This is a genomic window from Melissospora conviva (assembly GCF_049523535.1).
Classification (GTDB): domain Bacteria; phylum Actinomycetota; class Actinomycetes; order Mycobacteriales; family Micromonosporaceae; genus Melissospora; species Melissospora conviva.
Window position 1 is genome coordinate 68589 of record NZ_JBLLDT010000006.1, and the last position, 14186, is coordinate 82774.

Consider the following 14186-nt stretch of genomic DNA (forward strand, 5'->3'; position numbering starts at 1 on the left):
GGAGCGGGCGTTGTCCGCGTTAGGCCCCCGTTTCGCCCCCGATCGTCCCCCAGAGTTTCCCGCGCCGAGGAGTCGTCGTCATGAGCAACGAACGGTTGAGCGCACTTCTCGAGGAGTACGCCGAGCTGGAGAAGCGACTGGCGGACCCGGGGATCCACGCCGACCAGAACACGGCTCGCCGGGTGGGGCGGCGCTACGCGGAACTGGTGCCGGTGGCGAAGGCGGCCGGGGAGCTGGAGGAGGCGCGCGCCGACCTCGTCGCCGCGCGCGAGCTGGCGGCCGAGGATCCGGCCTTCGCCGAGGAGGCCGAGGCGATCTCCGCGACGCTGCCGGCCCTGGAGCAGCGCCTCTCCGAGCTGCTGATTCCCCGCGACCCGCACGACGCCAAGGACGTGATCATCGAGATCAAGGCCGGCGAGGGTGGTGAGGAGTCAGCGCTCTTCGCCGCCGATCTGCTGCGGATGTACACCCGCTACGCCGAGCGGCACGGCTGGGTCACCGAGGTGATCGACGCGCAGGACTCCGACCTCGGCGGCGTCAAGGACGTCTCGCTCGCCGTCAAGACCAAGGGCGTGCCCGAGGGGGGCAACGGCGTCTGGTCGCGGCTGAAGTGGGAGGGGGGCGTGCACCGCGTGCAGCGGGTGCCGGTCACCGAGTCGCAGGGGCGTATCCACACCTCCGCCGCCGGCGTGCTGGTGCTGCCGGAGGCCGAGGACGTCGACGTCACCATCGACCCCAACGAGCTGCGCATCGACGTCTTCCGTTCCTCCGGGCCGGGTGGCCAGTCGGTCAACACCACCGACTCGGCGGTGCGGATCACCCACGTGCCGACCGGGATCGTCGTCAGCTGCCAGAACGAGAAGAGCCAGCTGCAGAACCGCGAGCAGGCGATGCGGATCCTGCGCGCCCGGCTGCTCGCCGCCGCCCAGGAGCAGGCCGATGCCGCCGCCTCCGACGCCCGCAAGGCGCAGGTGCGCACCGTCGACCGCTCCGAGCGGATCCGCACCTACAACTTCCCGCAGAACCGGATCACCGACCACCGGATCGGCTACACGGCGTACAACCTGGACCTGGCGCTCGGCGGCGAGCTGGACGCGGTGCTCGACGCGCTCTCCGAGGCCGACCGGGCGGCGCGGCTCGCCGGCGACAGCGAAATCGCCCGGCGCTGACGGCCGCATCATGACCGGCCCGGTACGCCCCTCGGTGGCGATCGCCGCCGCCACCCGCCGCCTCGCCGCGGCGGGGGTCGCCTCGGCCCGCGCCGAGGCGGAGCTGCTGGCCGCGCACGTGCTCGGTGTCGGCCGCGGCCGGCTGGCGCTCGCCGACGACCTCGACGCGGCACAGCTCGCCCGGTACGAGTCGCTGGTGGCCCGCCGGGAACAGCGTGAACCGTTGCAGCACCTGCTCGGCACCGCCCCCTTCCGCCACCTTGAGCTCGCGGTCGGCCCCGGGGTCTTCATCCCGCGCCCGGAGACGGAGCTGCTCGCCGGCTGGGTGATCGAGCAGGCCCGCCGGCTGGCCGGGCCGCGCGGTGACGGGTTGCGCGTCGTCGACCTCTGCAGCGGCTCCGGGGCGATCGCCCTGGCGGTGGCGCAGGAGCTGCCCGGCGCGTCGGTGGTCGCCGTCGAACGATCCCCGGCGGCGCTGGCGTGGCTGCGCCGCAACGCCGCCGACCGCACGGCGGCCGGCGACACCCCGGTGGAGGTGGTGGCCGCCGACGTGACCGCGCCCGACCTGCTCGCCGAGCTCACCGGCGCGGTGGACCTGCTGGCGGTGAACCCGCCGTACGTGCCGGACGCCGTGGAGGTGCCGGCCGAGGTCGCCGGGCACGACCCGGCCGAGGCGGTCTTCGGTGGCCCCGACGGCCTCGCGGTGATCCGTCCGCTGATCGCCGCCGCGGCGCGGCTGCTGCGCCCCGGCGGGCTGCTCGCCATCGAGCACGACGACACGCACGGCGCGCTCGTGCCGGCGCTGCTGGCCGCCGCCGGACGCTTCACCGGGATCACCGGGCACGCCGACCTGACCGGGCGGGCGCGCTTCGCCACCGCACGACTGGCCGAAGTCGGCGATTCGCGGGCCGCCGCGACGTGGCAGACTGACTCCCCGTGATGCTCTATGACTGCCGCTCGCTCGCCGACCGGGACCGCGGCATCGCCGCCGCCATCGAGGCGGTCAAGAACGGTGAGCTGGTCGTGCTCCCGACCGACACCGTCTACGGCATCGGTGCCGACGCCTTCACCCCGTACGCCGTCAAGGCGCTGCTGGAGGCGAAGGGCCGGGGCCGCAACGTCCCGCCGCCGGTGCTGATCGGTTCCCGCCGCACCCTCGACGGCCTGGTGCTGACGTTGCCGCAGGAGGCGCGCGACCTGATCGAGGCGTTCTGGCCCGGCGCCCTGACCATCGTCGTCGCGCACGCCCCGAGCCTGAGCTGGGACCTGGGGGACAAGACCGGCACGGTGGCGGTGCGGATGCCGATGCACCCGGTGGCGCTGGAGGTGCTCAACGAGACCGGCCCGATGGCCGTCTCCTCGGCGAACAAGCACGGCCGGCCGGCGGCGACCACCGCCTCCGAGGCCCGCGACCAGCTCGGTTACTCGGTCCGGGCCTACCTGGAGGCGGGCCCCTGCCCGGATCCGGTGCCGAGCACGATCGTGGATCTGACCGGCGACACCCCGACGGTGCTGCGGGCCGGCGCGATCGACCTGGACCAGCTGCGCGAGGTCGTACCGGACATCGAGAGCCCGGTGAGCTGAGATGCCCCCCTTCACCGTGCTGCACGTCTGCATGGGCAACATCTGCCGCTCGCCGATGGCCGAGCGGCTGCTCGCCCTCGCCGTGCGGGAGCGGCTGGCCCGCAGTGGCGCCGGCGTCGACCCGGAGACCCTGCTGCACAGCCACAGCGCCGGCACCGGCGGCTGGCACGCCGGCGAGCAGATGAACCCGCCGGCGGCCCGTCAGGTGCACGCCCGCGGTGGCCGGACGGAGGGCTTCGCCGCCCGCAAGCTGCTCTCCGAGCACATCGACGGCGCCGACCTGGTCCTCACCGCCACCGCCGACCAGCAGGAGTACGTCGCCGCGCTGCGGCCGGACGCCACGGCGCGGACGTTCGTGCTGGGGGAGTTCGGCCGGCTGCTGCCCGGCGTCGACCTGGCCGCCCTGCCGCCGGCCGCGCCGACCCCGGCCGCGGTGTACGCCCGCGGGGTGGCGCTGGTCGAGGCCGTCGACGAGTCGCGCCGGCTGGTGCCGCCGCTGCCCGGCGACGACCTGGACGATCCGTGGGGCCGGGGCGACCAGTGCTTCAGCCGGGTCGCCGACGAGATCGAGGAGACCGTCCACCCGCTGGCGACAGTCCTGCTGCCCTGACCCGGCGGTGCCGCCGCCCGGGCCGGGTGGTGTGGCCGCCCTGACCGGCGGTGTCGCGGCCCACCGGGCTGTGCCGCCCGCCCTGGCCGGTGGCGGTGAAGGCGCTGGCCCTGGCGGGCCGGGGCTAGACTCTGCGGTCGTGGCCGAGCAGACGCGCACCTTCTGGGGACCGGACTTCGACGAGCTGACCAGGACCGATCCGGAGATCGCCGCCGTCGTAATCGCCGAGCTCGACCGGCAGCGCAGCGGGTTGCAGCTGATCGCCAGCGAGAACTTCACCTCCCCGGCGGTGCTCACCGCCGTCGGCTCCACCCTGACCAACAAGTACGCCGAGGGTTACCCCGGCCGTCGCTACTACGGCGGCTGCGCGGCGGTGGACCGGGCCGAGGAGCTGGCGATCAACCGGGCGAAGGAGCTCTTCGACGCCGAGCACGCCAACGTCCAGCCGCACTCCGGTTCCAGCGCCAATCTCGCCGCGTACGCCGCCCTGGTGCAGCCCGGCGACACCGTGCTCGCGATGGAGCTGCCGCACGGGGGACACCTGACCCACGGCAGCCGGGTCAACTTCTCCGGCAAGTGGTTCGACACCGTCGGCTACCCGGTCCGCTCCGACACCGAGCTGATCGACTACGACGAGGTACGCGCGCTCGCCCTCGCCCACCGGCCGAAGCTGATCATCTGCGGCGCCACGGCGTACTCGCGGCTGATCGACTTCGCGGCGTTCCGTGAGATCGCCGACGAGGTCGACGCGTACCTGATGGTGGACGCGGCGCACTTCATCGGCCTGGTCGCCGGCCGGGCGATCGGCTCGCCGGTGCCGTACGCGGACGTGGTGACCTGCACCACCCACAAGGTCCTGCGCGGTCCGCGGGGCGGGATGATTCTCTGCCGGGAGGGGCTGGCCGAGCGGATCGACAAGGCCGTTTTCCCGTTCACGCAGGGAGGACCGCTGATGAACACGATCGCCGCCAAGGCGGTCGCGCTGCACGAGGCGGCGCAGCCGGACTTCCAGACGTACGCGGGCCAGGTGGTGCGCAACGCGCAGGCGCTCGCCGCCGGGCTGGCCGGCGAGGGGATGCGCCCGGTCTCCGGGGGCACCGACACCCATCTGGCCCTGGTCGACCTGCGGGAGCTGGACGTGACCGGCCGGGACGCCGAGGAGCGCTGTGACGCCGCGATGATCACTTTGAACAAGAACGCCATTCCGTACGACCCGCTCTCGCCGATGGTCGCCTCCGGAATCCGGGTCGGCACCGCCGCCGTCACCACCCAGGGCATGCGGGAGGGGGAGATGCGCCAGATCGCCGGGCTGATCGCCCGCGCGGTACGCGTCGATCCCGGCACCCCCGCCGCGGGTGAGTGCCTGGCCGCGGTCGCCGCCGACGTCACCGACCTGGTGACCGCCTTCCCGGTGTACCCGCGATGAGCGCGCCACCCGCGGGACAGCCCGGTGCCATCCGGGAGCGGCTGCCCTACCTGCGCACCACCCTGCTCGCTTCGCTGGCGCTGCTGCTGGTGGCGATGCCGGTCGCGGCGCTGGTGAGCGGTCCGGTGGCGGCTGCCGGGACGGCAGCCGGCGTGGGGCTGGTCGTCTTCAGCTACCTGGTCTCCGGCGTCTCGGTCGCCTGGGCGGACGCGGTGAACCCCAGGCTGATCATGCCGGTCGGCCTGGTCACCTACGGGATCAAGATCGTGTTTCTGGGGGTGGCGATGACCGCCATCGCCGCGACGGGCTGGGCCGGACTGCGCCCGATGGGGATCAGCGTCATCGTCGCCGTCCTGGTCTGGATCGCGGCGCAGCTGGTCTGGACGCTGCGGGCGCCGCTGCCCTACGTGGACCCCGACGCGCGCTGATTCGCGGCAGATCCCTTGCCGGACGGCAAAAAGGGCGAAAAGAACTGCGGGGCAGGGGCATCCAGGACTGTGTGTCGGGAGTAACGTGACCGACGGCCGCGCCGCCATACCCGCCCCGCCCGCACCGGAACCCTGTGCGGGGGGTGCCTCATATCTCGTGCCCGCTGGGCTGATATCGTTCGCGACGTCATGACCGGCAGCCCGCACCCCCCCAAGCCCGACGAAGAACCGTCGGGCATTGCGGGAGCGGTGCCCGGTTACCTGATCGCCGGAATCGGCGTTTGGGGATTCCTCGGATGGCTGGCGGATCGGTGGCTCGACCTGCCGTCCAACATCGGAATCATGATTGGCATGATGGTCGGTGCCGCCGGTGCTATTTACCTGATCATGAAAAGGCTCAGTGCTTGATTGCCGGCACGTGCCGATCCTGTCGAATGCGGAGGATGACGCGGTGAGCGCAGAGCTGGTCGCAGCCGAGGGACTTCCCTGGCCCCCCAGCGTCGATGACTTCTTCCTGCCCCCGGTTGCCGGGCCGTTTGTGACGAAGTTCTCGATCATGATCTGGATCGCGGTCGCGCTGCTGCTGATCTTCTTCTTGACCACGTACCGCAACCCGAAGATCGTCCCGGGCAAGGGTCAGTGGATGGCCGAGACGCTCTACGGCTTCGTCCGGGACAACATCGCCAAGGAACAGATGGGCACCGCGGGCATCAAGTTCGCGCCCTACCTGACGGTGCTGCTCAGCTTCATCGCGCTGACCAACCTCTTCGGTATCGTGCCGTTCCTGCAGATCTCGCCGAACTCGCACATCGCATTCCCGCTCGTGCTCGCGCTGATCTCCTACGTGCTCTACCTCGGTATCGGCATGCGCAAGCACGGCGCGCTGGGATACATCAAGAAGAGCCTGATCCTGCCGGGCATCCCCTGGCCGATGCACTTCCTGCTGGTGCCGATCGAGTTCCTGCAGGTCTTCATCATCCGGCCGGCGACGCTGGCGATCCGACTCTTCGCGAACATGTTCGCCGGTCACCTGATCCTGCTGGTCTTCACCGTCGGCGGCTTCGTGATGCTCAACTCCGAGAGCCTGTTCATCCAGGTCGCCTCGGTCGGCGCCTTCGCGATGTCGGTGCTGATGACCTTCTTCGAGGCTCTGGTCGCGGTGCTGCAGGCGTACGTCTTCGTCGTGCTGACCGCCAACTACATGGGCGACTCGTTGGCCACGGAACACTGATCCCACCCGGGGCGCCCCCGGTGGTGACCCGAGAGCTTTCTGGCACACCGTCGTACGCGTGAACAGTTCACGCGCCAACTAGGAGGAATCCGCGCAATGAACGTCCTTGCCGCGATCGAGGGCAGCGTCAACACCATCGGCTATGGCCTCGCGGCCATCGGCCCGGCCATCGGTGTGGCCCTGATCTTCGTTGCCTACATCAACTCCAGCGCCCGTCAGCCCGAGTCGGCCGGCTACAACCGGACCTGGCTCGTCCTGGGCTTCGCCCTCGTCGAGGCCCTGGCGCTCTTCGGTCTGGTGCTCGCGTTCGCCGTCGGCGGCTGATCACCCGTACCGTCATCCCGGAGGTCTGACATGTTCCTCGCCGCTGAAGGCGGGCACAGCCCAATCCTGCCGATCTGGCAGGAGATCGTGGTTGGCTCGATCTCCTTCGCCCTGCTCTGCTTCGTCCTGCTGAAGTTCGTCCTGCCGCGCATGGAAGAGATGTACCAGGCGCGCGTCGAGGCGATCGAGGGTGGACTGAAGCGGGCCGAGGCCGCCCAGGCCGAGGCCAACCAGGTACTCGAGCAGTACCGTGCCCAGCTCGCCGAGGTTCGCACCGAAGCGGCGAAGATCCGGGACGACGCGCGGGCGGATGCCGAGGGCATCCGGGCCGATGTGCTGGCCAAGGCGCGCGAGGAATCCGACCGGATCATCGCGGCCGGCAAAGAGGCACTCGCTGTCGAGCGGGCCACCATCTCGCGGGAGCTCCGCGCGGAGGTGGGCACGATCGCCATCGACCTGGCCAGCAAGATCGTCGGCGAGTCCCTCGCTGACGAGGCGCGTCGCAAGGGCACCGTCGACCGGTTCCTGAGCGACCTGGAGAGCGCGGGAGCCCGTTGATGCAGGCTGCCAGTCGAGAGGCGTACGCCGCTGCGGCGGAGCGCCTGGAGGCGTACCTCGGTCAGGCCGGCGACCCGGCCGCGATCGCCGCGGTCGCCGCCGACCTCGCCTCGGTCGCCGATCTGCTCCGGCGGGAGCCCCGGCTGCGCCGGGTGCTCTCCGACCCGGCTCGCGCCGGTGCGGACCGCAGCGAGCTCATCAACGGCGTGCTGACCGGCAAGGTCAGCCCCGCCGCTGCCGAGATCGTCGCCGGTGTGGTGGCCGACCGCTGGTCGGCCCCCTCCGAGCTGCTCAACGCTCTTGAGCGGCTCAGCGTCTCGGCGCTGCTCGCCAGCGCCGACGTCGTCGGTGACCTCGGTGAGGTCGAGGACGAGCTGTTCCGCTTCGGTCAGGTGGTCGACGCCAACCCGGCGCTGAGCACGGTGCTTGCCGACCGCAACGCGCCGATCGCCCAGCGCGCTGAGCTGGTCCGGTCGCTGCTGGCCGGCAAGGCGAAGCCCGCGACGGTCTCCCTGGCGGAGATGGCGCTGGCCGGCTTCGGTGGACGTTCGTTCGCCGGCGCCCTCACCAAGCTGGTCGAGCTCGCCGCCGAGCGGCGGGAGAAGCGGGTGGCCTACGTCACCGTCGCTGCTCCCCTCGACGAGGCGGAAGAGCAGCGGCTGGGCGCAAAGCTCTCCCAGCTATACGGTCGGGATGTCACTGTCAAGCAGACGGTGGATCCGAGCGTGCTCGGAGGCATGAGCGTCCAGGTCGGGGCCGATCTCTACGACGGCACCGTGCTGCGCCGGCTCACCGAGACCCGCAACGCGCTCGCCAAGCGCTAAGAACCGTAGGCGCCACCCCAGCGCCGAGAAGACGACATCCACGCCGTTCCGGTTAACCGGGCCCTGAATAGAGGAAGCAGAGGATGGCCGAGCTGACCATCTCGTCGGAGGAGATCCGCGGCGCCCTTGAGCGCTACATCTCCTCCTATTCGCCCGACGTCTCCCGCGAGGAGGTCGGCACCGTCGCCGACGCCGGTGACGGCATCGCCCACGTCGAGGGTCTCCCCTCGACCATGACGAACGAGCTCCTGGAGTTCGAGGACGGCACGCTCGGCGTTGCCCTCAACCTCGACGTCCGGGAGATCGGTGTCGTCGTCCTCGGCGACTACTCCAAGATCGAGGAAGGCCAGCGGGTCAAGCGGACCGGCCGGGTGCTCTCGGTACCCGTCGGTGACGCTTTCCTCGGCCGTGTCGTCGACGCGCTCGGCGCGCCGATCGACGGCCTCGGTGAAATCGCCAACGAGGGCTACCGCGAGCTCGAGCTCCAGGCCCCGAACGTGATGGCCCGGCAGTCGGTCTTCGAGCCGATGCAGACCGGCCTCAAGGCCGTCGACGCGATGACCCCGGTCGGCCGGGGCCAGCGGCAGCTGATCATCGGCGACCGCAAGACCGGCAAGACCACGGTCGCGCTCGACACCATCCTCAACCAGCGGGACAACTGGCTCTCCGGCGACCCGAAGAAGCAGGTCCGCTGCATCTACGTCGCCGTCGGCCAGAAGGCCTCGACGATCGCCTCGATCAAGGGCATCCTCGAGGAGAAGGGCGCGATGGAGTACACCACCATCGTCGCCTCGCCCGCCTCGGACCCGGCCGGCTTCAAGTACCTCGCGCCGTACACCGGTTCGTCCATCGGACAGCACTGGATGTACGCCGGCAAGCACGTCCTGGTGGTCTTCGACGACCTGAGCAAGCAGGCCGAGGCGTACCGCGCCGTGTCGCTGCTGCTGCGTCGTCCGCCGGGCCGTGAGGCGTACCCGGGTGACGTCTTCTACCTGCACTCGCGTCTGCTGGAGCGCTGCGCCAAGCTCTCCGACGAGCTGGGTGGCGGCTCGATGACCGGTCTGCCGATCATCGAGACCAAGGGCAACGACATCTCGGCGTTCATCCCGACCAACGTCATCTCCATCACCGACGGTCAGATCTTCCTCGAGACCGACCTGTTCAACCAGGGTGTCCGTCCGGCGATCAACGTCGGTACCTCGGTCTCCCGGGTCGGCGGCGCCGCCCAGGTCAAGCCGATGAAGAAGGTCGCCGGTTCGCTGCGGCTCAACCTCGCCCAGTACCGCGAGCTGGAGGCCTTCGCGGCCTTCGCCTCCGACCTGGACAAGGCCTCCCGTCAGCAGCTGGACCGCGGTGCGCGGCTGGTCGAGCTGCTCAAGCAGCCGAACTACGCGCCCTTCCCGGTGCAGGAGCAGGTCGTCTCGGTCTGGGCCGGCACCGAGGGCAAGCTCGACGACGTCCCGGTTGGCGAGATCCGTCGCTTCGAGGCCGAGTTCCTGGAGTTCCTGCGGCACAAGTACGCCACGACGCTCCAGTCGATCGCGGACCACAACTGGAACGACGACATCATCAACGCGCTGGACGAGGCGATCACCCGCTTCAAGCAGATGTTCCTCGGCAAGGAGGACGAGCTGCGGGTGAACGACGCTCCGGTTCAGCCGCTCGAGGGCGAGCAGGACCGGGAAACCGTCACGCGGTACCGGAACGCCCCGGCCGAGAACGCGTAAGGGCTGACTGATGGCGGCCCAGGTTCGTGTTCTTCGTCAACGGATCCGCTCGGCGAAGTCGATGAAGAAGATCACCAAGGCGATGGAGCTCGTTGCGACGAGCCGTATCGCCAAGGCCCAGTCCCGGGTGGCGGCGTCGCTGCCGTACGCCCAGGCCATCACCGGTGTGCTGACGGCGCTCGCGTCCAACGCGGGCACCGACCGGCACCCGCTGCTCAACCCGCGTCCGAAGATCCGTCGGGCCGGTGTCCTGCTCGTCACCAGCGACCGGGGTCTCGCCGGTGGCTACAGCTCCAACGCCATCAAGATGGCGGAGGGGCTGATGGCGCGGCTGCGCGCCGACGGCAAGGAGCCCGTGCTCTACGTCATCGGCCGCAAGGGCGTGACCTACTACAAGTTCCGCAACCGCGAGCTGGCGGGGAGCTGGACCGGCTTCTCCGAGCAGCCCACCTTCGCGGATGCCCGGACGGTCGGCGAAGAGCTGATCAAGGCCTTCGTGGCCGGTGCCGACGACGGCGACGCCGACGCGGGCAAGGACGGGATCCTCGGGGTCGACGAGTTGCACATCGTCTACACCGAGTTCAAGTCCCTGATCACCCAGACGCCGGTCAGCCGGTTCATGGCGCCGATGCAGGTCGAGGAGCGGCCGCGTACCGAGGCGGGCACCCATGCCCTGCCGGAGTACGACTTCGAGCCGAACGCCGACGAGCTGCTCGACGCGCTGCTGCCGAAGTACATCAACACCCGGATCTACGCGGCGTTGATCGAGTCGGCGGCGAGCGAGTCGGCGGCACGGCGGCGGGCGATGAAGAGCGCCACGGACAACGCCGAAGAGATGATCGAGAAGTACACCCGTGAGATGAACTCGGCCCGCCAGGCCGGGATCACCCAGGAGATCAGTGAGATCGTCGGCGGCGCGAACGCGCTGGCCGCGTCGGGAAGTGAAGTGTGATGACTGTATCGACTGCCGCTGGCGGACCAGCGGAGACCAAGACGGCCACGGGTCGCGTGGTCCGGGTCATCGGCCCGGTCGTCGACGCCGAGTTCCCGCGCGACGCCATGCCGTCCCTGTTCAACGCCCTCAATGTCACCGTCTCCCTTGCCCAGGGTGACAAGGTGCTGACCCTGGAGGTCGCCCAGCACCTGGGTGACACCATGATCCGCGCCATCTCGATGCAGCCGACCGATGGTCTGGTCCGCGGCGCCGAGGTACGCGACAGCGGCCTGCCGATCCAGGTGCCGGTCGGTGACGCGGTCAAGGGCCACGTGTTCAACGCGATCGGTGAGTGCCTCAACCTGAAGCCGGGTGAGAAGCTCGACGTCAAGGAGCGGTGGGGCATCCACCGCAAGGCTCCGGCCTTCGCCGACCTGGAGCCGAAGACCGAGATGCTGGAGACCGGCATCAAGGTCCTCGACCTGCTCGCCCCGTACGTCAAGGGCGGCAAGATCGGCCTCTTCGGCGGCGCGGGCGTGGGCAAGACGGTGCTCATCCAGGAGATGATCACCCGTGTCGCCCGCAACTTCGGTGGTACCTCGGTCTTCGCCGGCGTGGGTGAGCGCACCCGTGAGGGCAACGACCTCATCGCCGAGATGACCGAGTCGGGCGTCATCGACAAGACCGCGCTGGTCTACGGCCAGATGGACGAGCCCCCGGGCACGCGTCTGCGGGTCGCGCTCTCCGCGCTGACCATGGCGGAGTACTTCCGTGACGTGCAGAAGCAGGAGGTGCTGCTCTTCATCGACAACATCTTCCGCTTCACCCAGGCCGGCTCCGAGGTCTCCACCCTGCTGGGCCGCATGCCCAGCGCCGTGGGTTACCAGCCGACCCTGGCCGACGAGATGGGCGAGCTCCAGGAGCGGATCACCTCCGTCCGGGGTCAGGCCATCACCTCGATGCAGGCGATCTACGTGCCGGCGGACGACTACACCGACCCCGCTCCGGCCACCACCTTCGCCCACCTCGACGCGACCACCAACCTCGAGCGGTCGATCTCCGACAAGGGCATCTACCCGGCCGTGGACCCGCTGGCGTCCTCGTCCCGGATCCTCGCCCCGGAGTTCGTCGGCATCGAGCACTTCACGGTCGCCACCGAGGTGAAGCGGATCCTGCAGAAGTACAAGGACCTGCAGGACATCATCGCCATCCTCGGTATCGAGGAGCTCTCCGAGGAAGACAAGATCACCGTGCAGCGCGCGCGGCGGATCGAGCGCTTCCTGTCGCAGAACACCTACGCGGCGGAGCAGTTCACCGGCATCCCGGGCTCGACGGTCCCGATCAAGGAGACCATCGAGGCGTTCAAGAAGATCAGCGAGGGCGAGTACGACCACTTCCCCGAGCAGGCGTTCTTCATGTGCGGCGGTCTCGAGGACCTGGAGCGTCAGGCCCACGAGCTGATGAAGGGCTGACCTTCGCGGTCGCACCAGAGTTCACTGTCGAAGGCCGCGCCGGAGCATCCGGCGCGGCCTTCGCCGTCTCCGTCTCCCTTCGACGGGTCCACGTCCCGTCCGCGCTGCCACCGCCGGCGGAGGTGCTGCGGTGGCCTCCCTGGGCGCTGCTCGGGTCCGGAACCGGAGCGCGTGGAACGCGAGTCAGGTCGGACAAGCGATGCTGTCGCCGGTAACCTCCCTGTCATTCCTCCACCATCACCGATGCGTATGGTTCGGTCCGCACCTGCGGCCGGAGCCGTCGGTGGCCCGGCGCGTCCCGTGACCGGCGCGAGGACGAACGGAGGCAGTCGTGAGCAAGGCCGAGACCGTAGCCGTAGCCGAAGCCGCAGATGAGGCCGGCGGGAGCAGCACGGTCACCCCGCGACGGCAGCGCCGGTGGAAGGCACCCCGCTGGGCCTGGGTCTGCACCGTGCTCGGCGCCGTGCTGATACTGCTCAGCTCCGGGGTGCTCGTGGGCTATCGGACGCTGGTGGCCCGTTACGAGGGCGCGATCAACCAGCAGGACCTCTTCGACGACAAGGCGGCCCAGGCCGCCCCGAAGAAGAGCACCATCACCGGTCCCTTGAACATCCTCCTGGTCGGCGTCGACGTCCGTCCCGGCTCGACCAACGCGCCGCTGGCGGACTCCATCATGATCCTCTCGGTCGACGAGGATCTCCAGAGCGCCTTTCTCTTCTCGCTGCCACGGGACCTGCTGGTGGAGATCCCGGCCTTTCCCAAGGCCGATTTCCACGGCGGGACCTACAAGCTCAACTCCGCGATGGCCGAGGGCAGCCTGATACCCGGCGCGGAGCGTCCGGACACCGCCGCCGGCTTCGAGTTGCTGGCCAAGACGGTGAGCGCGGCCACCGGCATCGAACGTTTCGACGCCGGCGCCATCATCAACTTCTCCGGGTTCCGCAAGATCGTCGACGCCATGGGGGGCGTCGAGATGTACATCGAGCGGGACGTCGTCTCCGAGCACCGCAAGCCGGACGGCACCCACCGCGACCCGAACCCGTACGGCGAGGGGTACGTCGGCCCCCAGGCGCAGTACAAGAAGGGCACCCGGCAGCTCAACGGCTGGCAGGCGCTGGACTACGTCCGGCAGCGCTATCCCGCCAACGGCGTGCCCGATGCCGACTACGGCCGGCAACGGCACCAGCAGCAGTTCATCAAGGCGATGGCGGCCAAGGCCACCAGCGCCGATGTGATCGCCGATCCGCTGAAGCTGGACCGGGTGCTGCGGGCCGCGGGCGAGTCGCTGATCTTCAGCGGTCGCGGCAACGGGATCGCCGAGTTCGCGTACGCGCTGCGCGGCATTCGCCCGGAAGCCATCCAGATGATCAAGCTGCCGGCGACCAACGTCGGCGTGGGCGACGCGTACCAGGGGGAGCAGTTCCTGCCGGTGGCCCAGGAGTTCTTCACCGCGCTGGGCAAGGGCCAGGCGGAGGCTTTCGTCGTCGAGCACCCGGGTCTGATCAGCACCACGCAGTAGGACAGTGGTATGCATCTCGCCACCCGCCTGGGAGCGCCCGCCACCTCGGGACTAGAATTTCGCCATCCGTAGCCGCAGCAAGGAGACAGCGTGGCAAAGCAGCTTCACGTCGAGCTCGTAGCCGTCGAGGAAAAGGTCTGGACGGGTGAGGCCGACATGGTCATGGCCCGGACGACCGAGGGCGAGCTCGGTGTGATGCCGGGTCACCTGCCGCTCCTGGGCCAGCTCGCCGAACCCGGCAAGGTACGGATCAAGCGGGCCGGCGGCGAGGAGATCGTCTACGACGTCTCCGGCGGGTTCCTCTCGGTCACCGGCACCGGAGTGACGATCCTCGCCGAGGACGCCAGCCCGGCAACCCCCGAGCCCAGCTCCCACTGAGC

Annotated in this window: 16 protein-coding genes; all 16 read left to right on the forward strand. The window is 69.9% G+C overall.

Annotated elements, in window-relative coordinates:
- Positions 1-80 precede the first annotated feature (80 nt).
- The 16 genes from prfA to ACK8GG_RS15350 all read left to right on the forward strand — a co-directional run bounded on the left by prfA (position 81) and on the right by ACK8GG_RS15350 (position 14184).
- Positions 81-1169, forward strand: a complete 1089-nt coding sequence (gene prfA / locus ACK8GG_RS15275) for a peptide chain release factor 1 (protein ID WP_440351669.1) — start codon at positions 81-83, stop codon at positions 1167-1169.
- Between the two features lie 10 nt (positions 1170-1179).
- Positions 1180-2109, forward strand: a complete 930-nt coding sequence (gene prmC / locus ACK8GG_RS15280) for a peptide chain release factor N(5)-glutamine methyltransferase (protein WP_440356631.1) — start codon at positions 1180-1182, stop codon at positions 2107-2109.
- Positions 2109-2753, forward strand: a complete 645-nt coding sequence (locus ACK8GG_RS15285) for an L-threonylcarbamoyladenylate synthase (RefSeq protein ID WP_440356705.1) — start codon at positions 2109-2111, stop codon at positions 2751-2753. The genes prmC and ACK8GG_RS15285 overlap by 1 nt, the downstream gene beginning before the upstream one ends.
- A 1-nt stretch (position 2754) precedes the next feature.
- The gene (locus ACK8GG_RS15290; RefSeq protein WP_440351667.1) at positions 2755-3363 is read left to right on the forward strand and encodes an arsenate reductase/protein-tyrosine-phosphatase family protein; all 609 of its coding nucleotides are present in this window, start codon (positions 2755-2757) and stop codon (positions 3361-3363) included.
- 139 nt (positions 3364-3502) lie between these two features.
- Positions 3503-4789: a serine hydroxymethyltransferase gene (glyA, locus tag ACK8GG_RS15295; protein ID WP_440356632.1), complete on the forward strand. Its 1287-nt coding sequence runs from the start codon at positions 3503-3505 to the stop codon at positions 4787-4789.
- On the forward strand, positions 4786-5217 hold the full coding sequence (locus ACK8GG_RS15300; RefSeq protein ID WP_440355084.1) for a hypothetical protein: 432 nt from the start codon (positions 4786-4788) through the stop codon (positions 5215-5217). The genes glyA and ACK8GG_RS15300 overlap by 4 nt, the downstream gene beginning before the upstream one ends.
- A gap of 189 nt (positions 5218-5406) precedes the next feature.
- On the forward strand, positions 5407-5625 hold the full coding sequence (locus tag ACK8GG_RS15305; protein WP_440351664.1) for a hypothetical protein: 219 nt from the start codon (positions 5407-5409) through the stop codon (positions 5623-5625).
- 43 nt (positions 5626-5668) lie between these two features.
- Positions 5669-6448: a F0F1 ATP synthase subunit A gene (gene atpB, locus ACK8GG_RS15310; protein WP_440351663.1), complete on the forward strand. Its 780-nt coding sequence runs from the start codon at positions 5669-5671 to the stop codon at positions 6446-6448.
- 96 nt (positions 6449-6544) lie between these two features.
- Positions 6545-6772 (forward strand): ATP synthase F0 subunit C, encoded by a 228-nt coding sequence (atpE, locus tag ACK8GG_RS15315; protein WP_440351662.1) that lies wholly within the window; start codon positions 6545-6547, stop codon positions 6770-6772.
- 30 nt (positions 6773-6802) lie between these two features.
- Positions 6803-7330, forward strand: coding sequence for a F0F1 ATP synthase subunit B (locus ACK8GG_RS15320; protein WP_440355085.1), 528 nt, complete (start codon positions 6803-6805; stop codon positions 7328-7330).
- Positions 7330-8154 (forward strand): F0F1 ATP synthase subunit delta, encoded by an 825-nt coding sequence (locus ACK8GG_RS15325; protein WP_440355086.1) that lies wholly within the window; start codon positions 7330-7332, stop codon positions 8152-8154. Before ACK8GG_RS15320 ends, ACK8GG_RS15325 begins: the two co-directional genes overlap by 1 nt.
- Positions 8155-8237: 83 nt before the next feature.
- The gene (gene atpA, locus ACK8GG_RS15330) at positions 8238-9881 is read left to right on the forward strand and encodes a F0F1 ATP synthase subunit alpha (protein WP_440355087.1); all 1644 of its coding nucleotides are present in this window, start codon (positions 8238-8240) and stop codon (positions 9879-9881) included.
- A gap of 10 nt (positions 9882-9891) precedes the next feature.
- Positions 9892-10833 carry a F0F1 ATP synthase subunit gamma gene (locus tag ACK8GG_RS15335; protein ID WP_440355088.1) on the forward strand — a complete coding sequence of 314 codons (942 nt, stop codon included), beginning with the start codon at positions 9892-9894 and terminating at the stop codon, positions 10831-10833.
- Complete coding sequence (gene atpD / locus ACK8GG_RS15340; RefSeq protein WP_440351657.1) at positions 10833-12287, forward strand: F0F1 ATP synthase subunit beta; 1455 nt, start codon at positions 10833-10835, stop codon at positions 12285-12287. The genes ACK8GG_RS15335 and atpD overlap by 1 nt, the downstream gene beginning before the upstream one ends.
- A 331-nt stretch (positions 12288-12618) precedes the next feature.
- The gene (locus ACK8GG_RS15345; protein WP_440356633.1) at positions 12619-13806 is read left to right on the forward strand and encodes an LCP family protein; all 1188 of its coding nucleotides are present in this window, start codon (positions 12619-12621) and stop codon (positions 13804-13806) included.
- A 90-nt stretch (positions 13807-13896) separates the two neighbouring features.
- On the forward strand, positions 13897-14184 hold the full coding sequence (locus ACK8GG_RS15350) for a F0F1 ATP synthase subunit epsilon (RefSeq protein WP_440351655.1): 288 nt from the start codon (positions 13897-13899) through the stop codon (positions 14182-14184).
- Positions 14185-14186 lie beyond the last annotated feature (2 nt).

Excerpts from the sequence above, each read along its gene's own strand:
- prmC (WP_440356631.1), top strand. The coding sequence starts at position 1,180 with ATGACCGGCCCGGTACGCCCCTCGGTGGCGATCGCCGCCGCCACCCGC.
- ACK8GG_RS15290 (WP_440351667.1), top strand. The coding sequence starts at position 2,755 with ATGCCCCCCTTCACCGTGCTGCACGTCTGCATGGGCAACATCTGCCGC.
- ACK8GG_RS15320 (WP_440355085.1), top strand. The coding sequence starts at position 6,803 with ATGTTCCTCGCCGCTGAAGGCGGGCACAGCCCAATCCTGCCGATCTGG.
- ACK8GG_RS15300 (WP_440355084.1), top strand. The coding sequence starts at position 4,786 with ATGAGCGCGCCACCCGCGGGACAGCCCGGTGCCATCCGGGAGCGGCTG.
- ACK8GG_RS15325 (WP_440355086.1), top strand. The coding sequence starts at position 7,330 with ATGCAGGCTGCCAGTCGAGAGGCGTACGCCGCTGCGGCGGAGCGCCTG.
- prfA (WP_440351669.1), top strand. The coding sequence starts at position 81 with ATGAGCAACGAACGGTTGAGCGCACTTCTCGAGGAGTACGCCGAGCTG.
- ACK8GG_RS15335 (WP_440355088.1), top strand. The coding sequence starts at position 9,892 with ATGGCGGCCCAGGTTCGTGTTCTTCGTCAACGGATCCGCTCGGCGAAG.
- atpA (WP_440355087.1), top strand. The coding sequence starts at position 8,238 with ATGGCCGAGCTGACCATCTCGTCGGAGGAGATCCGCGGCGCCCTTGAG.
- atpD (WP_440351657.1), top strand. The coding sequence starts at position 10,833 with ATGACTGTATCGACTGCCGCTGGCGGACCAGCGGAGACCAAGACGGCC.
- atpE (WP_440351662.1), top strand. The coding sequence starts at position 6,545 with ATGAACGTCCTTGCCGCGATCGAGGGCAGCGTCAACACCATCGGCTAT.
- ACK8GG_RS15305 (WP_440351664.1), top strand. The coding sequence starts at position 5,407 with ATGACCGGCAGCCCGCACCCCCCCAAGCCCGACGAAGAACCGTCGGGC.
- ACK8GG_RS15285 (WP_440356705.1), top strand. The coding sequence starts at position 2,109 with ATGCTCTATGACTGCCGCTCGCTCGCCGACCGGGACCGCGGCATCGCC.